Consider the following 25,150-nt stretch of genomic DNA (forward strand, 5'->3'; position numbering starts at 1 on the left):
CATGGTTAGTGCCGATTCGGCTGCCCCCCGCACCTCCGACGCGCGTCTGGAGCTGATGCGGCGCAGGCTTGCCGAGCGGGGCCTCGCGTCAGCATCGGGGGAGCCCGGACAGGCGGACGCGGGCGTGCCGGTCGATCCCACCGTGCTGTCGGACGGGCAGCGGCGGATGTGGTTCGTGCAGGGTTTCGATCCGAGCGGGGTCCTGCTCAACATCTGCCTGTCCTACCGGCTCGACGGCGTGGTCGACGCCGAGCGGCTGCACGAAGCGCTGATTGCGGTGGCGGGGCGGCATCCGATCCTGCGCACCACCTACCGGGCCGACGAGAACGGCGAGCCGACGGCGACGGTACACGATGACCTGGCCCCGGGGTGGACGGTGCACGACCTGTCCGACAAGTCCGAGCGGGCGCGAAAGCTGCGCCTCGAGGTGCTGGCTCAGCGTGAATTCGGCACGGCCTTCGACCTGAGCAGCGACTCGCCGGTGCGGATCACATTGATCAAGACCGGCCCGAGCGAACACGTGATGTTGCTTGTGGCGCATCACATCGCCTGGGACGACGGCTCGTGGCGGGTGTTCTTCACCGACCTGACCCGGGCGTACAGCGGGGCGCAGCTCGGCGAGACTCCGCGGGTCCCGGTATCCGAGGCTCCGGACGGTGATGCGGATCTGGCGTACTGGCGCGAGGTGCTGGCCGCTCCGCCGGAGCCGCTGGAGCTGCCGGGCCCCGCGGGTTCGGTGGTGCCCAGCGGTTTTCGTTCCCAGCGCAGCACGGTCAGGTTGTCGGCCGAGACCGTCCGGCAGGTGGCGGCACTGGCCCGCGACACCGGGGCCACCCCCTACATGGTGTTGCTCGCGGCGTTCGGTGCACTCATCCACCGCTACACCCACACCGACGATTTCCTGGTCGCCACCCCGGTTTTGAACCGCGACACCGACGAAACCATCGGCTACTACGGCAACACGGTGGCGATGCGACTGCGACCACAGGCCACGCTCGGATTCCGGGACCTGGTCGAGGCCACGCGCGACACCGCGATCGGTGCCTTCACACATCAGCGGGTCAACCTCGACCGGGTGGTGGCCGAACTCAACCCGGACCGGCGCCACGGTGCCGAGCGGATGACACGGGTGAGCTTCGGGTTCCGCGAGCCCGACGGCGGCGGCTTCCGCCCGGACGGCGTGACGTGCGAACGCGCCGAGCTGCGCGGCCAACACACCCAGCTGCCCTTGGGTTTCATGGTCGAACTCGACGCCGAGGGTGCGGTGGTGGAGGCCGAACATCTCACCGAGGTGCTGGATGCCGACCTCGCCGCCCAGATGCTGCGGCACTTTGCCGTGCTGCTCGACTGTGCGCTCGCCGAGCCCGACCGGCCGCTGGCCGCGCTGGACCTGTTCACCGCCGAGGACGCCGAGTGGATGCGTTCGGTGTCAACCGGTAAGCAGTTCGACACGCCGGCAACCACATTGGGCGCGCTGGTCACAGAGCAGGCTGCCCGTACCCCCGATGCCGTCGCGGTGGTCTACGAGGGTCGCCACTACACCTATCGCGAGATCAACGAGTCGGCGAACCGGTTGGCGCACTGGCTGATCGAGCAGGGCATCGGCACCGAGGACCGGGTGGCGGTGCTGCTGGAGAAGTCGCCCGAGCTGGTCATCACGGCACTGGGCATCGTCAAGGCCGGTGCGGTGTACCTGCCGGTCGACCCGACCTACCCCGAAGACCGACTCACCTACATTCTCTCCGACTCCGACCCGAAAACCATTCTGCGAGAGCCGGTCGGCGGCCTGGAGAACTATCCGGCCACCGATCCCACCGACACCGAGCGGATCCGCCCGCTGGGCCCCGACAACACCGCGTACCTGATCTACACCTCGGGGTCCACCGGCCTGCCCAAGGGCGTGCCGGTGCCGCACCGGCCGATCGCGGAGTACTTCGTCTGGTTCGGCGGCGATTACGAGGTCACCGAGGACGAACGCCTGCTGCAGGTGGCTTCGCAGAGCTTCGACGTGTCGATCGGCGAGATCTTCGGCATGCTGGCCGCCGGTGCGCGCCTGGTGATCCCGAAGCCGGGCGGCCTGGGCGACATCGGCTACCTCACCGATCTGCTGCGCAACGAGGGCATCACCTCGATGCACTTCGTCCCGTCATTGCTCGGACTGTTCCTGTCGCTGCCCGGTGTCAACGAGTGGCGCACGCTGCAGCGCGTGCCGATCGGTGGCGAGGCGTTGCCCGGCGAGATCGCCGACAAGTTCCTCGCCACCTTCGATTCCCTGCTGCACAACTTCTACGGACCCACCGAAACGGTGCTCAACTGCACCCGTTACAAGGTGGAGGGCAAGCAGGGCTCCCGGATCGTGCCGATCGGCACACCGAAGATCAACACCACGATCCATCTGCTCGACGACGCGCTGCAGCCCGTTCCGGTCGGCGTGATCGGCGAGATCTACATCGGCGGAACACATGTCGCGCACGGGTATCACGACCGCCCGCGACTCACCGCCCAACGGTTCGTCGCCGACCCGTTCAATCCCGGCGGACGGATGTACCGGTCCGGTGACCTGGCTCGGCGGAACGCCGACGGTGACATCGAGTTCGTCGGCCGCGCCGACGAGCAGGTAAAGGTCCGTGGCTTCCGAATCGAGCTGGGTGAGGTCTCCTCGGCCATTTCCGTCGACCCGTCGGTCGGGCAGGCCGTCGTGGTCGTCAGCGATCTGCCGTCGCTGGGCAAGAGCCTGGTCGCCTACATCACGCCGGCCGCCGGTGCCGAGCGGGTCGAGATCGACCGTATCCGGGCCAGGGTGACCGCCGCGCTGCCCGAGTACATGATCCCGGCCGCGTTCGTCGAGCTGGCCGAGATCCCGATCACCGCGCACGGCAAGATCGATCGTCGGGCACTGCCCGAACCGGAGATCCGTTCGGCCACCGAATTCCGCGCGCCGGAGACCGAAACCGAACACGAGATCGTCGCTCTGTTCGGCGAACTGCTCGAGCGGGACGGTGTCGGCGCCGACGATTCGTTCTTCGATCTGGGCGGTCACTCCCTGCTGGCCACCAAACTGGTTGCCGCGGTACGGGCCCGGTTCGGGGTCGACCTCGGGGTGGCCGACGTGTTCGAGAACGCCACGGTGGCGGGTCTGGCCGCTCGGGTCGACGAAGGGCAGGCCTCGGGCACCGGCGTTGGTCTGCCCCCGATCGTGGCTGCACAACACAACGGACCGTCGCAGATGTCGGCGGCCCAGCACCGGCAGTGGTTCCAGTTCCGCATCGACGGACCCAACCCGGTCAACAACGTGCCCTTCGCGGCCCGGCTGACCGGACCCTGCGACGTCGAGGCACTGGCAGCGGCGGTCGGCGATGTGGTTGCCCGACACGAGATCCTGCGCACCACCTACCGCGAAATCGACGGTGTCCCTTACCAGGTCATCCATCCCGCGGCCCCGGTGACGGTTCGCCGCGCCGACGGCTCCGGTGAGGACTGGTTGCAGGGCGAACTCGATACCGAGCGGCGCTACTGCTTCGACCTGGAGAACGAGTGGCCGATCCGGGCGGCGGTGCTGTCCTTTCCGGGTGCGCACGTGCTGTCTTTGATCGTGCACCACATCGCTGCCGACCACTGGTCGGGCGCAGTGTTGTTCACCGATCTGATGACCGCCTACCACGCCCGCCGGGCCGGTACGGCACCCGACTGGGCACCGCTACCGGTCCAGTACGCCGACTTCGCGGACTGGCAGGCCGAAGTGCTTTCGGGCGCGGACGAGCGGATCGCCGAGCAACGCGACTACTGGACAAGGCAACTGGCCGGTCTGTCGGCGGACCATGACATCGAGAACGGCCTGCAACCGGACTTTCCACGCCCGCCGGTGCCGACCGGAGAGGGTAAGGCGCTCGATTTCACCATCGACGTGGGCGTCCGGGACAAGCTCGTCGAACTCGCCCGTGAACTCGGCGTCACCGAGTTCATGGTGCTGCAGGCCGCCGTTGCGATCGCCCTGCACAAAGCCGGGCAGGGCACCGACATCGCGCTGGGCACACCGGTGGCCGGACGCACCGCACCTGAGCTCGACGCGCTGATCGGGTTCTTCATCAACATCGTGGTGCTGCGCAACGACCTGTCCGGCAACCCGACTCTGCGGGAGGTGCTGCGGCGTTCCCGTGACATGGCGCTGGCGGCCTACAAGCACCAGGACCTGCCGTTCGACCGGGTGGTCGACGCAGTCAGCCCGGTGCGCTCGCTGGCACGCAATCCGCTTTTCGGTGTGGTGGTGCACGTGCGTGAGGACCTGCCGGCAAGTCAGGTCATCGATACCGGCGCCGACGGTGAAACCCTTTTCACCGCACTGGAACCCACGTTCGACGTGGCCCATGCGGACCTGTCGCTCAATTTCTTCGCCGAAGCCGGTGCCGGATATCGGGCCACCGTCATCTACCGCACCGAGCTCTACGAGGCGGCCACCGCAGCGCGCCTCGTGGACTGGCTGCACCGCATCGTCGGGGCATTCGCCGGTGATGCCGACCAGACGGTGCGCGACATCGCGGTGCTCGATACGGCAGAACGCGACCTGCTGGTCGATGACTGGAGCCGCAAGGCGGTGCCGCCGGCCGGGCTGCCGCAGACCGAGGGCGCAGATCGCGTCTACCTGCTGGACGAATGGCGGCAACCGGTGGCCATCGGTGTCGTGGGTGATGTCTACTACGCCGGCGGTGCGGTGGACGAGGCAGCCGGCGCGGCCACCGGCGTCGGTGCCGATCGCTTCGCGCCCAACCCCTTCGGGGACGGGCGGTTGTATCGCACCGGGGACCGGGCCCGCTGGACCGTCGACGGCCGGCTGGAGCCCATCACCACCGGTGAACCGCGTCTGCACGCTGTCCTGGAAGGGGTCGACGGGGTGGCCGCCGCGGCGACCCGGCATTGGGAGACTCGCGGTGCCATCACCGTGGCCGGCTACTTGGTCCTCGAGCCCGGAACCGTGGACACCGAGACCGTCCTGGAGACCGTGCGAGCTGCGCTGCCAGAGGAATTCGTCGGTGCGGTGCTGACGGTCGTCGACAGCATCGAGCCTGCCGGGCTGACCCGTCCGCGCCTCACCACGACGGCGCCCGCCGAGCCGCCGGCCACCCCGACCGAGGTGACGCTGGCGGCGATGCTCGTGACCCTCCTCGGTGCCACCGACGTGGGCCGCTACGACGACTTCTTCACCCTCGGCGGCGACAGCATCCTGGCCGTGCAACTCGCGGCGCGGGCCAGGGATGCCGGTGTGGCGATGACGGCCCGCATGGTGTTCGAACATCCCGGGCTCGCGGATCTGGCCGCCGCGATCGACCGCGCGGGTGACGACGACGGCACCGCAACCGCCGACGTGCACCATGAGCCGATGTCCGCCTCGGGCCTGTCGCCCGACGAGCTTGCCGCGTTGACCGCGGGATGGGGACAGGACCAGGGGATCTCGACATGACGACCACGGGAACGCCGCCCGGCGTCGAGGACGTCCTGGCACTCAGCCCGCTGCAACAGGGGCTGTACTCGCTGGCCGGGCTGACCGAAGGAGACGAGGGGGCGGACCCCTACCTCATCGCGATGGCCGCCGACATCGACGGGGCAGTGGACGCCGGATTGCTGCGGGCCAGTGCCGAAGCCATGCTGGTGCGCCATCCGAACCTGCGGGCCAGCTTCTTCCAGGGAAACCTGAGCCGCCCCGTCGCAGTGGTCCCGTCGGCCGTCGAACTGCCGTGGCGGCACGTGCAGGCCGATGACGCGCAGGCGCTCGCCCTGGAATCCGAGGAACGTGCCCGGCGCTTCGACCTGGGTCGAGGGCCGCTGATCCGATTCCTACTCATCGAAAAGCCCGGGCAACGCTGGCGACTGGTGATCGTCGCCCATCACATCGCGATCGACGGCTGGTCGCTGCCGGTGTTCGTCGGTGAGCTGATCGCGCTCTACGGGGCGAAGGGAGACGCGACCGCGCTGCCCTCGGCGGTGCGCCCGTATCGCGACTACATCGGCTGGCTGGCCGGGCGCGATCAGGCGGACAGCCGGGCGCGGTGGCAGGCACATCTGTACGGCATGGACGCCCCTACCTTGTTGTCGCCGGCGTTGTCCGGACGGGCGGCCGAGCCGGGTCTGCCGGCCCGCACCGAGGTGACCCTCGACGAGCAACAGTCCGCCGCGATCTTCGAGGCCGCCCGGAAACGCGGCGTCACAGTCAACACGCTGTTCCAGATGGCTTGGGCGACAATTCTTTCGGTCTTCACCGACCGCACCGACGTGGTGTACGGCGTCACGGTGTCGGGCCGCCCGGACGAGCTGGCCGGTGTCGAGTCGATGGTCGGCCTGTTCATCAACACTGTGCCGCTGCGGGTCCGGGTCGACCCCGGCCTTCCGGTCGGCGGTCAGTGCCTGGCGCTGCAGCGGGAGGCCGCCGAGCTGCGCGAGCACAGCTACCTGAGCCACACCGAGTTGCGTTCACTCGGTGGGATCGGCGAGCTGTACGACACTCTGCTGGTCTACGAGAACTTCCCGCCCGGCGGGTTGGTCGGCAGCGACGAGTTCGCTCTCGGTGAGGCCGTGTTGCGGCCCGCGGCGTTGGAGAGCCTGTCCCACTTCCCGGTCACCATCGCCGCGCATCCCACCCATGGCCGGCTCACGGTGCTCGTCGAAACCCTCGACGGGGCACTGGGACAGCTCGATCCGCGGGCTCTGGGACTGCGGGTGCTGACCGTGGTCCAGCGGCTGTTGGACAGCTGGGAGCGTCCGCTGCGCGAAGTCGCGGTCACCCTCGATGACGAGCCTCGGCCCGTCGGTGCGCCACCGATCACCCAGCGCGACGGTGGTTTCCACACCAGTTTCAGCGAGACCGCCGCCGAGCGCCTCGGTTCGGTGGCACTGAGCTGGGACGGGGGAGAGCTCAGCTATCGCGAACTCGACGAGGCGGCCGACCGCCTGGCTGCCGAGCTGGTCCGCCGTGGCGTGTCCGTCGAGATTCCGGTCCCGATCCGGTTGCGTCGTGGGCCCGACTACGTGGTGGCGATGCTCGCGGTGCTCAAGGCGGGCGCGCTGATCGTGCCACTGGATCCGGCCATGCCCGACGAGCGGGTTGCCGAGATCCTCCGCCAGATCGGCTCAGGCCGACACGCGCTGGTCGTCGACGAAACCCTGCTGGCATCTGTCGATTCCGGAGCGGACACCGACTACCGGCCCGCACCGGTGTATCCCGAGCAGGGCGCCTACATCGTGTTCACCTCGGGGACGACCGGAAAACCCAAGGGCGTCATCGGAACCCATCAGGCGCTGCTGGCCTATTGCGCCGACCATGCCCGTCAGGTGCTGCGGCCGGCGGCCGAGCGCCTCGGTCGTCCGCTGCGCGTCGCCCACGCGTGGTCGTTCACGTTCGATGCGGCTTGGCAGCCGCTGGCAGCCCTGCTCGACGGGCACACCGTGCACATCGTCTCCGACGAGGTGCAGCGCGACGCCGAGGCTCTGGTGGAGACCATCGGGCGCTTCGCCATCGACATGATCGACACCACGCCGTCGATGTTCGCATCCCTGCGGGCCGCCGGCCTGCTCACCCAGGTGCCGTTGGCGGTGCTGGCGCTCGGCGGCGAGGCCATCGACACCGTCACCTGGCAGGGGATCCAGGCCGAATGCGAGCGCACCTGGATGTCGGCCCACAACTGTTACGGCCCGACCGAGACCACGGTGGAAGCCGTCGTCGCGTCGATTGCCGAATATCCGCAGCCCGGTATCGGACGTCCCACAGAGTCGACCGCGGCTTACGTCCTCGACGGCTGGCTCCGCCCGGTCCCTGACGGCGTGTGCGGCGAACTGTATTTGGCCGGTGGCCAATTGACCCGCGGCTACCTCGGCAGGCCAGGGGAGACGTCCGGACGGTTCGTCGCCGATCCGTTCACGCCGGGTGCCCGGATGTACCGCACCGGTGACGTGGTGCGCCGACGGGTCGACTCGAATGCCCTCGAGTTTCTCGGCCGCAGCGACGATCAGGTCAAGATCCGTGGTTTTCGGGTGGAGCCCGGGGAGGTGGCCGCGACGCTGCACGCCCATCCCGGGGTGCGGCATGCCCATGTGGCGGTACGGCAGCACCGCAGCGGGCCGCGCCTGATCGCGTATGTGGTCACCGACACCCCGGTCACCGAGTTGCGGGGGATGCTGACCGACACTCTGCCAAGGCATCTGGTGCCGCACCACATCGTGGCCGTCGACGAGATTCCACTGACCACCAACGGCAAGGTCGACGACGCTGCGCTGGCGGCGCTGGGTACCGGCGGCCGCTCGGAAGGGGCCGAGCACCCCGCCACCGACACCGAGCGGCTGCTGGCTCAGGTGCTGTCCGAGGTGCTGGGGACCACTGACGGCGCGGGCGTGGACGTGACCGCCGACTTCCTCGATCTCGGGCTGGACAGCATCGTGGCCCTGTCGGTGGTGCAGGCTGTGCGGCGCCGTGGCGTGGCCTTGCGTGCCCGCCTGATGCTGGATTGTGCAACGGTCCGCGAGCTCGCGGCCGCGATCGATGCCGATGCCGACGCCGTCGCGCAGGACCGAGATGCGGCCGACCACGCCGTACCCGAAACCACCCCGATCCCGCTGCTGCCCAATGGGCGCTGGCTGTACCAGTACGGCGACCCTCGTCGGCTGGCCCAGACCGAGGTGTTCCGGCTGCCCGGCGGGATCACCCGGGCTCAGCTGGAAACCCTGCTGCGCAATGTGATCGACGGACATGAGGTGCTGCGCACCCGTTTGGACCTGGAGACCCTGACGCTCGTCCCTCATGAGCGCGGTGAGGTGCTCTCGGAGGCGACCGGCTCGGGTGAGCTCGATGCCGCGGTGGCCGAACAGGCCGACCTCTCGGTGCAACGCCTCGATCCTGAGAACGGGTCGATGCTCGATGCGGTGTGGCTGCATCACCCGCAGACGCAGGGTGGGCTGCTGATCCTCACCGCCCATGTGCTGGCACTGGACCCCGCATCGTGGCGGATCCTGGTCGGTGAGCTCGAAAATGCCTGGCATGCACTGGCTTCCGGGAGGGAACCGCTGCCGGTGAGGGAACATACCTCGCTGCGGCAGTGGTCCCGGCTGCTGTCCGAGCGCGCTGCCACGCTCGACACCTGCGGCTTCTGGGAGCGGCAGTTCGATGGTGACGACCCGGACATCGGGGCGCGCCGGGTCGATCCGGCCTCCGACCGGATGGCCGGTGTGACCGTCAAGATGGCCTTCGCCGAACCCGACGTGACGGCCCGACTGCTCACCGGCGCAGTGCCGGTGACCGAGGTGCTGGCCGCGGCAACCGCTCGGGCGCTGACCGATTGGCGCCGCCACCGCGGCCAGCCGACCTCGGCGCCACTGTTGGCGATGGAGACCCACGGCAGGTCGGATGTGGTGGTGTCGGACCACGACGAGGTGGACACCGGCGATACCGCCGGGCTGCTCAGCATGATCTACCCTTTGCGTCTGAGTGCCGATGACGCCCACGGGGTGGCCGCGCAGGTGGCGGCGATCCCTGGCGATGCCATCGACTACGGGCTGCTGCGTTACCTGCGCGACGACACCGCCGAACGACTGGGTTCTCATCGGGATCCGCAGGTACTGCTCAACTATCTGGGCCGGATCGAACTGGATGCATCCGATCACGCCCTGCTGCAGGACCGGTCGTTGGTGACCGGCGTAACCCCGATTCCGGAACCGAATGTCGCTGTGCGCCATGAGCTGACGATCATGGCCGCGGTGATCGACCGCGACGGGTCGGCCGTGCTCGGCACCCAGTGGCGGACCGTGCCCGACATTCTGTCCGCCGAGGACATCGCCACCCTGCAGGAGATGTGGTTGGACGCGTTACGAGAGGTGTTGCGAGAGGTGACCCCATGAGTACCCCATCGGCCCCCACCCTGGCCGTCATCGGTGCCGGTCCCAAGGCCATCGCGGTGGCGGCCAAGGCCGCCGAACTGCGCGCGATGGGCGCGCCGGCCCCCGAGGTCGTCGTCGTCGAACGTGCCGGGGTGGCCGCCAACTGGCAGGCCGTCGGTGGTTGGACCGATGGCAACCATCGCCTCGGCACCGGTCCCGAGAAGGACGTCGGTTTCCCCTACCGGTCATCTCTGGTGTCGCGGCGTAACGCCGAACTCGACGAACGGATGACCCGGCACAGTTGGCAGGCCTACCTGATCGCCACAGGCGGATTCGCCGAATGGGTCGACCGCGGCCGGCCCGCACCGACCCACCGGCGCTGGAGCCAGTATCTGGGCTGGGTGGCCGAGGACGTCGGGATGAACGTGGTTCTCGGTGAGGTGGAACAGATCTCGGTCGATGGTGACGCCGGCGGTGCCGGCAATTCAACCGACGCCGGCGGTGCCGGTAGTTCGACAGGTGCGCACCGCTGGGTGCTGCGCACCGCCGAGGACACCGTGTGCGCCGACGGCCTGATGATCACGGGGCCCGGTCAGGCCGAGCGTTCGGTGCTGCCGGGCAACCCCCGGGTGATGTCGATTGCCCAGTTCTGGCATCAGGCCGGCAAGCACGAGATGATCACCGCGGAGCGGGTCGCCGTGATCGGCGGCGGCGAGACGGCCGCTTCGATGCTCAACGAGCTGTTCCGCCACCGAGTTTCGACGATCACCGTGATCTCACCGACGGTCACCCTGTTCACCCGCGGCGAGGGATTCTTCGAGAACACGCTGTTCTCCGATCCGACCGGGTGGACCGGGCTGACCCTGGCCGAGCGCCGGGATGCCTTGGCCCGCACCGATCGTGGGGTGTTCTCGGCGCGGGTGCAGGATGCCCTGCTGGCCGATGACCGCATCCGTCACCTGCGGGGCCGGGTCGCCCATGCAGTGGCCCGCGACGAGCGGATCCGCCTGACACTGTCGACCAACACCGGCGGCGAAGCGGTCGAGACGGTCCACGGCTTCGACCTGGTGATCGACGGGTCCGGCGCCGACGCGTTGTGGTTCGCCCCGTTGTTCAGCCAGGATGCGCTCGACCTGCTCGAGCTCGGCCTCGGCGGTCCGCTGAGCAGTGATTCGCTGCAGGAGCACATCGGCCATGACCTGGCTCTGACCGATGTGTTCCCCAAGTTGTTCCTGCCGGGGCTGGCCGGGCTCACCCAGGGCCCCGGGTTCCCGAACCTGAGTTGTCTCGGCCTGCTGTCCGACCGGGTACTGGGTGCGAACCTGGTACACCCCTCGATGAGGAGACTCGATGAGTTCCAATCCGTTCGATGACGAGAACGGCGCGTTCTGCGTACTGGTCAACGATGAGGATCAGCACAGCCTCTGGCCGGCATTCGCCGAGGTGCCCGCGGGCTGGCGGGTGGTATTCGGTCCGGCCGGCCGGGCCGAGTGCCTGAGTTACGTCGAGCAGAACTGGCTCGACATTCGGCCCCGCAGCCTGCGTGAGGCGCTGGCCCGCTAGCGGGTAACCGGACTCACACCGGGTTGGGGGCGAGCGCGTCCATGTCGAACAACCGGGCATGCAGGATGGTGCGGTTCCGCAGCGCCGAACGCACCGCCCGGTGCAGCCCGTCCTCCAGATAGATGTCGCCGCGCCACTTCACCGCGTGCGGAAACAGGTCGCCGTAGAAGGTCGAGTCTTCGGAGAGCAGCCGGTCGAGGGCGAGCACCGTGGTGGTCGTGACCAGCTCATCGAGGCGCAGCTGCCTCGGCGGGATGCGGGACCAGTCCCGGTGGGAGAGCCCGTGCTCCGGGTAGGGTTTGCCCTCTTGGACGCCCTTGAAGATCATCGCCGGCCCGCCTCCGTCGCAGTAGCGCGCGGTGTTGCCATCGGCATAGTTGCCTAGGTTAATACGCTTGTGGGTAAGCGCAGGCGCCGGTGTCGCTCGGCGTGCTGGTGCGGACCTGTCACCGCAGAATCGGTAAACCTGCTGCTGGTCAGTAAAATGAACCGAGCTAAATGCACACGTCGCTGCTGCGAAGGGTAGGTGAACAGGTGGGGAGTGCCGACGAGCGTCGTTTCGAGGTGCTGCGCGCCATCGTCGCCGACTTCGTGGCCACCAAGGAGCCGATCGGTTCCAAGACTCTGGTGGACCGTCACAACCTCGGCGTATCGAGCGCCACGGTCCGCAACGACATGGCGGTGCTCGAAGCCGAGGGCTACATCACCCAGCCGCATACGAGCTCGGGGCGGGTGCCCACCGAGAAGGGCTACCGCGAGTTCGTCGACCGGATCGACAACGTCAAGCCGTTGTCCTCATCGGAGCGCCGGGCGATTCTGTCCTTCCTGGAGTCCGGGGTTGACCTGGACGACGTGCTGCGGCGCGCGGTGCGGCTGCTGGCGCAGCTGACCCGTCAGGTCGCGATCGTGCAGTACCCGACGCTTTCCACGTCGTCTGTGCGTCACCTCGAGGTGGTGGCACTGACGCCGGCGCGGTTGCTGCTGGTGGTCATCACCGATTCGGGCCGGGTGGATCAACGTATCGTGGAGCTCGGTGATGCCATCGACGAGCATGAGTTGTCGAAACTGCGCGAGATGCTGGGGCAGGCGCTGGAGGGCAAGCCACTGACAGCGGCGTCGGTCGCAGTGAGCGATCTGGCCACTCACCTCAACGGTCACGGGGCACTGGCGGACGCCGTCGGCCGCTCGGCGACAGTTCTGGTCGAGACGCTCGTCGAGCACACCGAAGAGCGATTGCTGCTGGGCGGTACCGCCAACCTGACCCGCAACACCGCCGATTTCGGTGGATCGCTGCGGTCGGTGCTGGAGGCGCTCGAAGAGCAGGTGGTGGTCCTGCGGCTGTTGGCGGCCCAGCAGGAAGCGGGCAAGGTAACTGTGCGGATCGGTCATGAGACCGAGGCCGAGCAGATGTTGGGAACGTCGGTGGTGAGCACCACGTACGGCAGCTCGGGCAAGGTGTACGGCGGAATGGGTGTGGTCGGTCCCACCCGAATGGACTACCCGGGAACGATCGCCAATGTCGCGGCGGTTGCTCTCTATATCGGCGAAGTCCTAGGTACTCGGTAAGGCAGCCGGTCGATCCGGCACAGAAAGGTCAGGCAAGGTCAGCGTGGCACGCGATTATTACGGCTTGCTCGGAGTGAGCAAGGGCGCGAGCGATTCAGAGATCAAACGTGCCTATCGGCGATTGGCGCGTGAGCTGCATCCCGACGTCAATCCCGACGAGGAAGCCCAGAGCCGGTTCACCGAGATCCAGGTCGCCTATGAGGTGCTGTCGGATCCGGAGAAGCGCCGCATCGTGGACATGGGCGGCGACCCGATGGAGTCGGTCGGCGGCGCGCCCGGTGGGTTCAGCGGGTTCGGCGGGCTAGGCGACGTGTTCGAGGCGTTCTTCGGTGGCGGAACCTCGTCGCGCGGACCGATCGGCCGGGTGCGGCCCGGCGCCGATTCACTCCTGCGCATGCGGTTGGACCTCTCGGAGTGCGCCACCGGCGTGACCAAGCAGGTGGCCGTGGACACCGCGGTGCTGTGCGACCTGTGTCAGGGCAAGGGCACCAACGGCAATTCCAAGCCGGTCGCCTGCGACACCTGCGACGGCCGTGGCGAGATCCAGACCGTGCAGCGCTCGCTGCTGGGACAGGTGATGACGACCCGTCCGTGCCCCGTATGTGGGGGAATCGGTGAGGTCATCCCCGATCCGTGCAACCGCTGCGGCGGCGACGGCCGGGTGCGTGCCCGCCGTGAGATCAGCGTCAAGATCCCGGCCGGGGTCGGCGACGGCATGCGGGTGCGACTCGCCGCGCAGGGTGAGGTCGGACCCGGCGGCGGGCCGGCAGGCGATCTGTACGTCGAGGTCCACGAGAAGCAGCACGAGACATTCGTCCGCGACGGCGACGACCTGCACTGCACGATCTCGGTGCCGATGGTGGACGCCGCCCTCGGCACCACGGTGACCGTCGACGCGATCCTCGACGGGCCGACCGAACTGACCGTTCCGGCCGGTACCCAGCCCGGTGCGGTGACGACACTGCGCGGGCACGGTATGCCGCATCTGCGGTCCGGGGTCCGCGGTGACCTGCATGCCCACATCGATGTGGTGGTGCCGTCGAGACTGGACAGCACCGATACCGACCTGCTGCGCAAGCTGAAGGAGAACCGGGCCCGCGACGTCGCGGAGGTGCGCTCGACGCAGGCCTCCGCGAGTTCCGGCGGTTTGTTCAGCCGCTTGCGCGAGACGTTCACCGGCCGCTGACGCCGCGGGCTGCCACGTGAGCTCAGCGCTTTTCTACGTCGACGCGCTACCGGGCGCGGGGGAGCTCGCCGTCGTCGACGGCGACGAGGGCTTTCACGCGTCCAACGTCCGACGCATCCGGGTCGGCGAACCGATAGACCTGAGCGACGGTGCCGGAACACTGGCCCACTGTGTCGTCGAGGACACCGCCAAGGGCTGGTTGTCGGCGCGGGTGATCGAGCAGGTCGACATCGCGGCCGCACGCCCGAGTGTCACCGTGGTGCAGGCGCTGCCCAAGTCCGATCGTTCCGAGCTGGCCGTCGAGCTGGCGACCGAGGCCGGCGCCGACGGGTTCGTCGCCTGGCAGGCAACTCGGTGTGTGGCCCGCTGGGAAGGCCCGAAGGTGGAGAAGGGCCTGCGCCGCTGGGAGGCGGTGGTTCGCTCCGCGGCCCGGCAGTCCCGCCGTCCCCACATCCCGTCAGTCGAGGGCCTGCTGTCCACGGCTGCGCTCACCCAGCGCGTCGCCGACGCCGTGGCCGCCGGTGCAGTGGTGCTCGCATTGCACGAATCTGCCACCGAGCCGCTGGCCGAACTGCCGCTGGCCCAGGCGGATTCAGTGATGCTCATCGTCGGGCCGGAAGGGGGCATCGCCGACGAAGAGATCGCCGCGTTCGCCGCAGCCGGAGCGAAAGCCGTCCGGTTGGGCCCGACCGTCCTGCGGACCTCGACGGCCGCAGCCGTCGCGCTGGGCGCGATCGGTGCGCTGACCGGACGCTGGGCGATTTAGCGCCGACGGTCGGCCTGGCCAGGCATTACGCTCCACTGGTGAGTTTTCCGCCGCAAGGCCCGCCGCCGTACGGTCAGCCCCCCTTCGGGCAGCAGCCCCCATACGGGCAACAGCAGCCGCACTGGGCGCCCTATCAGGGGCAGCCATGGCAAGTTCCTCCGCCTCCGCCTCCGTCGAGTCGTTCGGGACTCATCGTCGGCGTCGTGGTGGTTGCCGTCATCGCTGCGTTCGGTGCCTTGCTGCTCATCGTGAAGATGTCAAAGAGCGGAAACGGTGCAGTGAGCGATGAACAACGCGCGGCGAACCCGACGACGGCCGAATGGCCGAGCGATTTCAAGATCGTGTGTAAGGACGGCTCGGTCAGCAACGCCGCGTCCTATGCCCAGCCGTACAAATACATCGGGTTTTTCCAGGGCATGCAGGATGGTTCGTGGTACGAGGTTGCCGACCAGCGTGGTGAGGAGCTGTCGGAGATCAACATTGTCGCCTGCCTGTCACGCAAAACCGACACCGAGGTGAAATCGGGGCAGTGCGAGTCGAGTGCGTGGGACAAGCCGGTCACCATCGACCATTACTCCGTCCAGTACGAGATCGAGGTCCGTGAAGCCAGGACCGGTAGGTTCATCAAAAGCCTGGGCACGGTGGACGGCCCGGCCGGTGAGTGCCCGTCGGTCAGTTTCTTCGACTGGGTTCCCGACAAGCTCTACGGAGAGCCGGATGGCACCGAGGTGGAGGCAAAGATGACGGAATTCGCCGGTTGACCTGTGCGTTCACCCGGCCGGCCAGCCGGGGCCGCTAACCGCGCAGCTCTGATCGGCGTCAGCCCGCTTAACCATTGGGGCGTGTCGTTGACCAGCGGTAAACTGGCCACAGTACGACGGCAGCCGGCCGTCAGGAAAACACGGAAAGCAGGCACAAACTCCACGTGACGCCCCGCGACACGACCGCTGACTCGTCGGCCACCGCATCGGAATCGGTCCGCAGCAGCATCACTGTTCCGCCCGACATCATCGTGGGCCTGCTCGGCTCGGCTGATGAGAATCTGCGGGCACTCGAAAGACTTCTGACTGCCGATATCCACGCGCGCGGCAATGAGATCACCTTCACCGGCGAACCAGCCGACGTGGCACTAGCCGAGCGCGTGGTCGCCGAGTTGATCGCCGTAGCCTCCAGCGGCCAGGCGGTGACCCCCGAGGCGGTGCGACACAGCGTCGCCATCCTCACCGGCGCCGAGGACGAGTCCCCGGCCGAGGTGCTCACGCTCGACATCCTGAGCCGCCGCGGCAAGACCATCCGGCCCAAGACGCTGAACCAGAAGCGCTACGTCGACGCAATCGATGCGCACACCATCGTGTTCGGCATTGGCCCGGCCGGTACCGGCAAGACCTACCTGGCGATGGCCAAGGCGGTTAGCGCCTTGCAGACCAAGCAGGTCAACCGGATCATCCTGACTCGCCCCGCGGTGGAGGCAGGTGAGCGCCTCGGCTTCCTGCCGGGCACGTTGAGCGAGAAGATCGACCCGTACCTGCGGCCGCTGTACGACGCACTGCACGACATGATGGATCCCGAGCTCATTCCGAAGCTGATGAGCGCCGGGGTAATCGAGGTCGCGCCGCTGGCATATATGCGGGGACGAGCGCAGCCGTTGTTCGCAAATGTGTTGACGCCCAATGGATTCCGTCCGATAGGCGAGCTGAAAGTCGGCGACTTCGTGATCGGCTCTGACGGGTCACCGACAGAGGTAACGGGTGTCTACCCTCAGGGTTTCAAGGAGATCTACCGGGTCTTCACCCAGGACGGTGCATCTACCCTTGCATCCGGCGATCACCTGTGGGCGGTGTACACGGCTTCGGACCGGCGCCGGAACAAGCCGGCCCGCGTGCTCGAGACAAAAGAGATGATCGGGAATCTTCGTGCGGCTCATGCCCACCGATACGAGCTTCCGTTGTTGAGCTCGCCGGTGGAGTTTGAGCGACGGTCCGTGCCGATGGATCCCTATGCCCTTGGGCTGCTGCTGGGTGACGGATGTTTCTCGTGCCGAGCGACGCCCACCTTTGCGACCAAAGATCCGGAGTTGGCGGACGCGTTGGAACGCCTGATACCGGGCATCACGGTGCGACGTAAGACCGACATCGACTATGTGCTGAACCGGATCACCACGCCCGGCGAGGTCGTCACGATCGAGAACCCGGTGACCGGTGTCGTGCGGCAGCTCGGCTTGTCCGGCAAGAAATCGGACACCAAGTTCGTTCCGGTGGACTACCTGTTCAATACGGCGGAAGTCCGCTTGGCTGTGTTGCAGGGTCTGCTCGATACCGATGGAGGTCCGGTCACACAGGGCGGCCGGACGTGTCGTGTCCAATACACGACCGCGTCCGACCAGTTGCGTGACGACGTCGTCTTTCTCGTCGAGTCGCTGGGCGGTGTGGTCTATGTGCGGACGCGGAAAGCTGCGGGGCGTAAACCCGGGTTAGCCCGGGGGCGCGAGGTTCATCATCGTTGTGATGCCCATATTCTCGATATTCGCCTGCCCGAAGGTGTGGCACCGTTCCGACTGACCCGTAAGGCGGCGAAGTACGACGAGACCGGTGGTGGTCGGCCAATGCGATTCATCGATCGGATCGAGCCGGAGGGTACCGAAGAAGCCGTCTGCATCAGCGTGGCGGCGGCGGACTCGCTCTACATCACCGAGGATTTCCTTCTCACCCACAACACCCTGAATGACGCGTTCATCATCCTCGACGAGGCGCAGAACACCACCGCTGAACAGATGAAGATGTTCCTGACCCGTCTCGGGTTCGGATCCAAAGTCGTTGTCACCGGCGACATCACGCAGGTGGATCTGCCCGGCGGCAACACCTCCGGCCTGCGGGCGGCGATGAACATCCTCGACGGTATCGACGACATCCACTTCGCCGAACTCACCAGTGCCGACGTGGTCCGACACCGCCTGGTGTCCGAGATCGTGGACGCCTATGCCCGACATGAGGAGCCGGCATTGCTCAACCGTGCCCAACGCCGTTCGTCGAACGGACGGCCCCGTCGATCATGAGCATCGAGGTATCCAACGAGTCGGGCATCGATGTGTCCGAGGACGAGCTGATCAGCGTCGCACGCTTCGTCATCGCCAAGATGGATGTGAACCCGGCGGCTGAGCTGTCCATGGTGCTGCTGGACAGCGCGGCGATGGCCGACCTGCACATGCGGTGGATGGACCTGCCCGGTCCGACCGATGTGATGAGTTTCCCGATGGATGAGCTGGAGCCCGGGGGTCGGCCGGATGCGCCCGAGCCGGGACCGGCCATGCTCGGTGACATCGTGTTGTGCCCGGAGTTCGCCGAGCAGCAGGCGGCCAAGGCGGGGCACTCGCTCGGTCAGGAGTTGGCCCTGCTGACCGTTCACGGTGTGCTGCATCTGCTCGGCTACGACCACGCCGAGCCGGACGAGGAAAAAGAGATGTTCGCGCTGCAGCGTCAGCTTCTCGAGGAGTGGGTAGCTGATCAGGTCGAGGCGTACCACGCCGACCGGCAGAGCGAGAAGGACCAGCGGCTGCTCGACAAGTCCCGATATTTCGACGAACCGTGACGGGCTTACTTCCGCTGCTAGGTGCCGTGGTGCTGGTCGCGTTCGGTGGCCTGTTCGCCGCCATCGACGCCGCGCTCTCGACCGTGTCGATCGCGCGCATCGAAGAACTGGTCCGCGAGGAACGTCCGGGTGCGGCCCGGCTCAGCCGGGTGGTCGCTGAACGGCCTCGCTACATCAATCTTGTTGTACTGCTTCGGATCACGTGCGAGATCACCGCGACCGTGCTGTTGGCGTCCTTCCTGGACGGGCATCTCGGTGTCGGATGGGGTCTGGTGGCTTCTGCCGCGATCATGGTGGTGACGAGTTTCGTGGCCATCGGTGTCGGCCCGCGCACGGTCGGCAGGCAGAACGCCTATTCCATCGCGCTGATGTCGGCGTTGCCGCTGCAGGCGATCTCGGTGCTGCTCACTCCGATCAGCCGCCTTCTGGTGTTGATCGGTAACGCCTTGACTCCCGGCCGCGGTTTTCGCAACGGCCCGTTCGCGTCCGAGATCGAGTTGCGGGAGGTCGTCGACCTGGCCCAGCAGCGCGGCGTCGTCGCCGACGAGGAGCGCCGGATGATCCAGTCGGTGTTCGAACTCGGCGACACGCCGGCCCGTGAGGTCATGGTGCCGCGTACCGAGATGGTGTGGATCGAGAGCGACAAGTCGGCAGGCCAGGCGACGTCATTGGCGGTCCGCAGCGGGCATTCCCGCATCCCGGTGATCGGTGAGAACGTCGACGACATCGTCGGCGTCGTCTACCTGAAAGACCTTGTCCAGCAGACCTATTACTCGACCAACGGAGGTCGTGACACCAACGTGGCGCAAGTGATGCGCCCGGCGGTGTTCGTCCCGGATTCCAAGCCGCTGGACGAATTGCTCAAGGAGATGCAGCTCGACCGCAACCACATGGCGCTGCTGGTCGACGAGTACGGCGCGATCGCCGGCCTGGTCACCATCGAGGACGTGCTCGAAGAGATCGTGGGCGAGATCGTCGACGAGTACGACGCCGGCGAGGTCGTTCCGGTGGAGGACCTGGGTGAGCGCCGGTACCGCGTGTCGGCGCGGCTGCCGCTCGAAGACCTCTGCGAGCTCTACGAAATGGAGCCCCACGAGGATCTCGACGTCGACACCGTCGGTGGCCTGGTCGCCTTCGAACTGGGTCGGGTGCCGCTGCCCGGCGCCGAAGTCACCTGGGACGGTCTACGGTTACGCGCCGAGGGCGGTTCCGACCACCGTGGTCGGGTGCGGATCGGCACAGTTCTGGTCGCCCCGGCCGAACCGACGAACAAGGAGAGCGATGACTGAGCTCGACGCGGAAGACAGCAAGCTCGTCGTGCTGGCCCGCGGCGCGATGGGCCGCGCCGAGGCCCCCGCCGGTGCGGCGGTACGCGACCAGGACGGTCGCACCTACGCCGGCGCCCCGGTGACCCTCGCGGCGCTGCAATTGACCGCCCTGCAGGCGGCAGTGGCCGCTGCGGTGTCCAGCGGTGCCACCGGAATCGAGGCCGCGGTGCTGGTCGGCGGCTCCGCCGACGACGCAGGTGTCGCCGCGGTGCGGGAGCTGTCCTCGGACGCCGCGGTGATCGTCACCGATCGGGCGGGAAACCCATCATGACCGAATTCCGTTCCGGCTTCGTCTGTTTCGTCGGCAGGCCCAACACCGGCAAGTCGACCCTGACGAATGCGTTGGTGGGCCAGAAGGTCGCGATCACCTCGAACCGCCCGCAGACCACCCGGCACACCATCCGCGGCATCGTGCACCGCGACGACTTCCAGATCATCCTGGTCGACACCCCCGGCCTGCACCGTCCGCGCACCCTGCTCGGGCAACGGCTCAACGACCTGGTCAAGGACACCTACTCCGAGGTCGACGTGATCGGTCTGTGCATTCCGGCCGATGAGCGCATCGGCCCAGGGGACCGCTGGATCTATCAGCAGATCCGCGCTGTGGCGCCGAGGACCACCCTGATTGCCGTCGTCACCAAGATCGACAAGGTGCCCAAGGATCGTGTCGCCGAACAGCTGATGGCCGTAAGCGAACTCCTGGGGCCGGATGCCGACATCGTGCCGGTCTCGGCCACCGCGGGCGAACAACTCGATGTGCTCACCGATGTCCTCGTCTCCAAACTGCCGCCGGGGCCTGCCTATTACCCGGACGGCGAGCTCACCGACGAGCCCGAGGAAGTGTTGATGGCCGAGCTCATCCGCGAGGCCGCACTGGAAGGTGTGCGTGACGAGCTGCCGCACTCGCTGGCTGTTGTCATCGAGGAAGTCGAAGAGAGAGAAGGCCGTGACGATCTGATCGACGTCCACGCGATCCTCTACGTCGAGCGTGACAGCCAGAAGGGCATCGTGATCGGCAAGGGCGGGGCGCGCCTTCGCGAGGTCGGCACGGCCGCCCGCACCCAGATCGAAAAGCTGCTCGGCACAAAGGTTTACCTCGACCTGCGGGTCAAGATCGCCAAGAACTGGCAGCGCGATCCGAAGCAGCTGGGCCGGCTGGGCTTCTGAGCCCTCGCCCTTCGAACTACCCGTCGAGCGCGTTGATCGCGGCGGCAGCCTGGGACGCATCGGTCTGCGACGGGGCGGTCCACCAGATGTCGGGTTGCTCGGCGGCCCAGCCGGTGATCGCCTCCAGTTCGGCGGCCAGCGAGATCAGCAACGGCTCACTGTCGGCCGGCCCCATCAGTTGGACGCCGATCGGCAGCCCGTCGGAGGTGAAGCCGGCGGGCACGTTGATCGAGGGCCAGCCCAGCAGGTTCCACGGCCAGGTCACCGGGCAGGCGGCGATCGAGGCGCGTTCGGTGGCAGACCAACCGCGGCGGTCGAATTCGTGTGTGAGCGGTGGTGGTTGGGCCGTGGTCGGCGCGATGATGACGTCGACGAGGTTGAAGATCCAGGAGATGCGGCGCTGCGCGGCGACCTCGTGTGCCCGGGCCTTGCGCAGAATGTCCTGTGACAGCAGCCGGCCGATCCTCATGTTGGTGGCGGTGCGCTCGTCGTAGACCACGTCGCCCAGGCGGTCGGCCCAGTCCAGCAGGCCGGAGGTGGAGCGGGCCAGGAAGTCCCAGGACATCCGCAGGCTGTAGTTGGGGTCTTTTTCCTCCACGGTGTGACCGAGCTGACCGAGGTGGTCGGCGGTGGTCTGCAGCGCCTTGCGAATCTCTGGGTGCAGTGTGGCCCGGAAGCCGGTGAACGGGAACTTCGTCGACATCGCGATCCGCAGGGGCCCGGGGGCGCGGCCGACGTGTTCCGCGGCCTGTATCGGCGCGGGCTTGTGCAGATCACCGTCGGCGTTACCGGATGCGGCGTCGAGCACGAGGGCCGCATCGGTGACGGTGCGAGCCAGCACCCCGTTGACGGTGATGCCGTTGAACGCCTCGGGCAGAGGCCAGGTGGAGATGCGTCCGCGCTGCGGCTTGATGCCGACCAGATGCGTCCACGCGGCGGGGATGCGGACACTGCCCGCGCCGTCGGATCCGATGGCCGCGGCCACCAGGCCCGCGGCGACGGCCGCGGCACTGCCGCCGGAGGATCCGCCCGGGCTGTGCTTGCGCGACCACGGGTTGCGGGTATGGCCGAACCCCGGCCCGCCGGTGAACGGCCACTGTCCGAGCTCGCAGGTATTGGTCTTCCCGACGATCACCGCGCCGGCAGCCTTCAGCCGGCGCACCACCTCGGCGTCGTCGGTGGCGACGCGGGTAGAGCCGTCGGTGCCGAACCGGGTGGGCACCCCGGCGACGTCGACGTCATCCTTGACCGCGATGGGGATTCCCAGCAGTGGGAGTTGTTTGCCGGCTGCGCGAGCCGTGTCGGCCTTGGCGGCGTCGGCCAGCGCCTGCTCGGTCAGCACGACGCGGAATGCGTTGAGGGTGGACTGGCTCGCGGTGATGGCGTGCAGCGACTCCTGTACCAGTTGCTCAGAAGTGACTGCGCCGCTGGCGAGTTGATAGAGCTGATTGGTCAGGGTGGGGAACCGGGCGGGGGGCTTGCGGGAAAAAGGAGCAGAAGTCGCAGATTTGGCCATCACTTTCGAGGATATCGGCGATGCGTAACGGAACCTGTCCGGCCATGGTGCGACACTGTCACGATGCGGCTGTACCGGGACCGGGCGGTGGTGCTGCGCCAGCACAAGCTCGGCGAGGCCGACCGGATTGTCACCCTGCTCACCCGCGACCATGGTTTGGTGCGCGCGGTGGCCAAGGGCGTTCGGCGTACCCGCAGCAAGTTCGGCGCGCGGCTGGAGCCGTTTGCCCATATCGACGTGCAGCTGCATCCGGGGCGCAACCTCGACATCGTCACCCAGGTGCAGGCCATCGACGCGTTCGCCGCCGACATCGTCAGTGACTACGGCCGCTACACGAGTGCGTGCGCGATGCTGGAGACCGCCGAGCGGCTGGCCGGGGAGGAGCGGGCACCGATGCCCGACCTGCACCGGCTCACGGTGGCCGCACTGAGGGCCGTCGCCGACGGTCGCCGGGCCCGCGAGTTGGTGCTCGACTCCTATCTGCTGCGGGCGATGACGATCGCCGGGTGGGCGCCGGCGCTGACCGAGTGCGCCCGCTGCGCCACGCCGGGCCCGCACCGGGCATTTCACGTCGCCGCCGGCGGCAGTGTGTGCGTGCACTGCCGGCCCAGCGGATCCAGTACTCCGCCCCAACCCGTGCTGGAACTGATGTCGGCGCTGCACGAGGGTGACTGGGAGTACGCCGAGGCGTCCTCATCGACGCATCGCAGCCAGGCCAGCGGGCTGATCGCCGCGCACCTGCAGTGGCACCTGGAGCGCCAGCTGCGGACATTGCCTCTGGTCGAGCGGGTGTACCGGATCGATCGGACAGTCGCCGAGCAGCGCGCCACGCTGGTCAGGCAGGATATGACCCATGGCTTTGAAGCGGGACAAGCAGGGCAAAACAACCTACCCACAGCTGCCCCCGGCGCCTGAGGACTATCCGGTCTTTCCGGACACCTCGACCTGGCCCGTCGTCTTCCCCGAGATTCCGGCCGGCACCAACGGCCGCTTCGCCCGCCCGCCCCAACACACGTCCAAGGCCGTCGCGCCTCGCATCCCGGCGGATCAGGTACCCAACCACGTCGCCGTGGTGATGGACGGCAACGGTCGATGGGCCACCCAGCGTGGTCTCGGCCGCACCGAGGGCCACAAGATGGGCGAGGCCGTGCTGATCGACATCACCTGCGGTGCCATCGAACTGGGCATCAAACACTTGAGCGTCTACGCCTTCTCCACCGAGAACTGGAAGCGCAGCGCCGAAGAGGTCCGGTTCCTGATGGGGTTCAACCGGGAAGTGGTGCGTCGCCGCCGGGAGAATCTCAACGCCATGGGCGTGAACATGCGCTGGGTGGGGTCGCGGCCCAAGATGTGGCGCAGCGTCATCAAAGAGTTCGACATCGCCGAGCAGATGACCGTCGGTAATGACGTCATCACGGTCAACTACTGCGTCAACTACGGCGGTCGCACCGAACTCGTCGAGGCCGCGCAGGCGCTGGCCACCGAAGCTGCCGAGGGCAAGATCAACCCGAGCCGGATCACCGAGGCGGCCTTCGCCAAGCATCTGCACCGCCCCGACATCCCAGACGTGGATCTGTTCATCCGGACGTCGGGGGAGCAGCGGGCCAGCAACTTCCTGCTGTGGCAGTCGGCGTACGCCGAGTTCGTGTTCCAGGACAAGCTGTGGCCGGACTACGACCGACGCGACCTGTGGGCGGCCTGCGAGGAGTACGTGAACCGCAACCGTCGCTTCGGCAGGGCCTGACATGCCCGGCCTCCTGCAGCAGTTGTCCTCGGCGCTCGGCGAGGTGATGTCGGTCGTCGAGGAAGACGACGACGCGCTGACCGTGACGGTCGACGGTTCGGTGGCCTCGGTGCGGGTCGTGGCCATCGCCGAGGACCTGGAGATGGTCTCGCTGACTCAGCCGTTGGCATGGGATCTGCCGCTTGACAACAAGATTCGCGAACGCGTGTCCGACCATGCCAGTAAGACCATGCTGGGCACCGTGGTGTTGGTGGAGAAGCTGGTCGACACTCCCACCAACGGCGCGACGCCCAAAGGTGCGGCACGTAAGCGGCCGGCCAAGAAGGTGGCCGACGTGATGCTGCGCTACAACTTCCCGGCGGCCGGGCTCACCGACGACGCACTGCGCACCCTGATCCTCATGGTCCTGGCCACCGGCGCCGACGTGCGTCGGGACCTGATGTCGTGAGCCGGCCGGTCATCCGCATCGTCGCGGCCGTGGTGCTCGGTGAGGACAACCGGCTACTCGTGGTCCGCAAACGCGGTACGACGGCGTTCATGCAGCCCGGCGGAAAGATCGAGCCGGGGGAGCAGCCGATCGAGGCGTTGGCCCGGGAGGTTCGCGAGGAGCTCGGGGTCGGTTTTGATGTTCCGGCGGCCGAAGAACTCGGCCACTTCACCGCACCCGCCGCCAATGAACCCGGCCACGCAGTCGATGCGTGGCTCTACCGGGTGAGCCTGGACGGCGAGCCGCGGCCGCAGGCCGAGATCGACGAGATGACGTGGATCGACCCCCACGCGCCCGGTGACGTCGAGTTGGCGCCACTCACCCGCGATGCCGTGTTCGCGCTGGTCCGCGATCGGGCTTAGCGTCCCTGCGTGAAGCGCCATGGCG

Annotated in this window: 18 protein-coding genes and 3 pseudogenes; 19 read left to right on the top strand and 2 right to left on the bottom strand. The window is 67.6% G+C overall.

What is annotated here, in order from left to right; all coding sequences use genetic code 11:
* The first annotated feature begins 1 nt into the window (after position 1).
* From AC4ELH_RS23615 to AC4ELH_RS23630, 4 genes are read left to right on the top strand one after another with little or no spacing between them, the layout of a single operon-like run.
* Positions 2 to 5,455 carry an amino acid adenylation domain-containing protein gene (locus AC4ELH_RS23615; RefSeq protein ID WP_498887064.1) on the top strand — a complete coding sequence of 1,818 codons (5,454 nt, stop codon included), beginning with the start codon at positions 2 to 4 and terminating at the stop codon, positions 5,453 to 5,455.
* Positions 5,452 to 9,876, top strand: a complete 4,425-nt coding sequence (locus tag AC4ELH_RS23620; protein ID WP_498887023.1) for an amino acid adenylation domain-containing protein — start codon at positions 5,452 to 5,454, stop codon at positions 9,874 to 9,876. The genes AC4ELH_RS23615 and AC4ELH_RS23620 overlap by 4 nt, the downstream gene beginning before the upstream one ends.
* A complete protein-coding gene (mbtG, locus tag AC4ELH_RS23625; protein WP_498887025.1) occupies positions 9,873 to 11,228 on the top strand; it encodes an NADPH-dependent L-lysine N(6)-monooxygenase MbtG in 1,356 nt (451 codons plus the stop codon). Before AC4ELH_RS23620 ends, mbtG begins: the two co-directional genes overlap by 4 nt.
* A complete protein-coding gene (locus tag AC4ELH_RS23630; protein WP_498887027.1) occupies positions 11,206 to 11,418 on the top strand; it encodes an MbtH family protein in 213 nt (70 codons plus the stop codon). The genes mbtG and AC4ELH_RS23630 overlap by 23 nt, the downstream gene beginning before the upstream one ends.
* Before the next feature lie 13 nt (positions 11,419 to 11,431).
* On the opposite strand, the gene AC4ELH_RS23635 is transcribed toward AC4ELH_RS23630, so the two are convergent.
* Positions 11,432 to 11,746: a type II toxin-antitoxin system VapB family antitoxin gene (locus AC4ELH_RS23635; RefSeq protein ID WP_003879636.1), complete on the bottom strand. Its 315-nt coding sequence runs from the start codon at positions 11,744 to 11,746 to the stop codon at positions 11,432 to 11,434.
* A gap of 206 nt (positions 11,747 to 11,952) precedes the next feature.
* Here AC4ELH_RS23635 and hrcA point away from each other — a divergent pair, with 206 nt between their 5' ends.
* The 11 genes and pseudogenes from hrcA (at position 11,953) to era (ending at position 21,016) form a co-directional block, all read left to right on the top strand.
* On the top strand, positions 11,953 to 12,984 hold the full coding sequence (gene hrcA, locus AC4ELH_RS23640) for a heat-inducible transcriptional repressor HrcA (protein WP_491841326.1): 1,032 nt from the start codon (positions 11,953 to 11,955) through the stop codon (positions 12,982 to 12,984).
* A 43-nt stretch (positions 12,985 to 13,027) separates the two neighbouring features.
* On the top strand, positions 13,028 to 14,170 hold the full coding sequence (dnaJ, locus tag AC4ELH_RS23645; protein ID WP_498887029.1) for a molecular chaperone DnaJ: 1,143 nt from the start codon (positions 13,028 to 13,030) through the stop codon (positions 14,168 to 14,170).
* A gap of 16 nt (positions 14,171 to 14,186) precedes the next feature.
* Positions 14,187 to 14,936, top strand: coding sequence for a 16S rRNA (uracil(1498)-N(3))-methyltransferase (locus tag AC4ELH_RS23650; protein ID WP_498887031.1), 750 nt, complete (start codon positions 14,187 to 14,189; stop codon positions 14,934 to 14,936).
* A 38-nt stretch (positions 14,937 to 14,974) separates the two neighbouring features.
* Entirely contained in the window at positions 14,975 to 15,697 is a 723-nt protein-coding gene (locus AC4ELH_RS23655) for a hypothetical protein (protein WP_498887033.1), read from the top strand.
* 164 nt (positions 15,698 to 15,861) lie between these two features.
* A pseudogene (locus tag AC4ELH_RS23660) lies at positions 15,862 to 16,572 on the top strand (PhoH family protein); the annotation flags it as partial.
* 351 nt (positions 16,573 to 16,923) lie between these two features.
* Positions 16,924 to 17,391 (top strand): annotated as a pseudogene (locus AC4ELH_RS23665) (LAGLIDADG family homing endonuclease); the annotation flags it as partial.
* Between the two features lie 255 nt (positions 17,392 to 17,646).
* A pseudogene (locus tag AC4ELH_RS23670) lies at positions 17,647 to 17,988 on the top strand (PhoH family protein); the annotation flags it as partial.
* On the top strand, positions 17,985 to 18,521 hold the full coding sequence (gene ybeY / locus AC4ELH_RS23675) for an rRNA maturation RNase YbeY (RefSeq protein WP_055115434.1): 537 nt from the start codon (positions 17,985 to 17,987) through the stop codon (positions 18,519 to 18,521). The pseudogene AC4ELH_RS23670 and the gene ybeY, both read left to right, overlap by 4 nt.
* Positions 18,518 to 19,810 carry a hemolysin family protein gene (locus AC4ELH_RS23680; protein WP_491841331.1) on the top strand — a complete coding sequence of 431 codons (1,293 nt, stop codon included), beginning with the start codon at positions 18,518 to 18,520 and terminating at the stop codon, positions 19,808 to 19,810. Before ybeY ends, AC4ELH_RS23680 begins: the two co-directional genes overlap by 4 nt.
* Positions 19,803 to 20,120, top strand: a complete 318-nt coding sequence (locus AC4ELH_RS23685; protein WP_491841332.1) for a cytidine deaminase-like protein — start codon at positions 19,803 to 19,805, stop codon at positions 20,118 to 20,120. Before AC4ELH_RS23680 ends, AC4ELH_RS23685 begins: the two co-directional genes overlap by 8 nt.
* Entirely contained in the window at positions 20,117 to 21,016 is a 900-nt protein-coding gene (gene era, locus AC4ELH_RS23690; protein ID WP_491841333.1) for a GTPase Era, read from the top strand. Before AC4ELH_RS23685 ends, era begins: the two co-directional genes overlap by 4 nt.
* Before the next feature lie 16 nt (positions 21,017 to 21,032).
* Here the strand turns inward: era and AC4ELH_RS23695 are convergent, their stop codons facing one another.
* Positions 21,033 to 22,532, bottom strand: a complete 1,500-nt coding sequence (locus AC4ELH_RS23695; RefSeq protein WP_491841334.1) for an amidase — start codon at positions 22,530 to 22,532, stop codon at positions 21,033 to 21,035.
* A 63-nt stretch (positions 22,533 to 22,595) separates the two neighbouring features.
* On the opposite strand from AC4ELH_RS23695, the gene recO reads away from it, so the two are divergent.
* From recO to AC4ELH_RS23715, 4 genes are read left to right on the top strand one after another with little or no spacing between them, the layout of a single operon-like run.
* Positions 22,596 to 23,447, top strand: coding sequence for a DNA repair protein RecO (recO, locus tag AC4ELH_RS23700; RefSeq protein WP_491841335.1), 852 nt, complete (start codon positions 22,596 to 22,598; stop codon positions 23,445 to 23,447).
* On the top strand, positions 23,386 to 24,276 hold the full coding sequence (locus AC4ELH_RS23705) for a decaprenyl diphosphate synthase (protein ID WP_491841336.1): 891 nt from the start codon (positions 23,386 to 23,388) through the stop codon (positions 24,274 to 24,276). The genes recO and AC4ELH_RS23705 overlap by 62 nt, the downstream gene beginning before the upstream one ends.
* A 1-nt stretch (position 24,277) precedes the next feature.
* Positions 24,278 to 24,724 (top strand): hypothetical protein, encoded by a 447-nt coding sequence (locus tag AC4ELH_RS23710; protein ID WP_491841337.1) that lies wholly within the window; start codon positions 24,278 to 24,280, stop codon positions 24,722 to 24,724.
* Positions 24,721 to 25,125 carry an NUDIX hydrolase gene (locus AC4ELH_RS23715; protein ID WP_498887038.1) on the top strand — a complete coding sequence of 135 codons (405 nt, stop codon included), beginning with the start codon at positions 24,721 to 24,723 and terminating at the stop codon, positions 25,123 to 25,125. The genes AC4ELH_RS23710 and AC4ELH_RS23715 overlap by 4 nt, the downstream gene beginning before the upstream one ends.
* Positions 25,126 to 25,150 lie beyond the last annotated feature (25 nt).

It is taken from the genome of Mycobacterium shunyiense, from assembly GCF_058270075.1.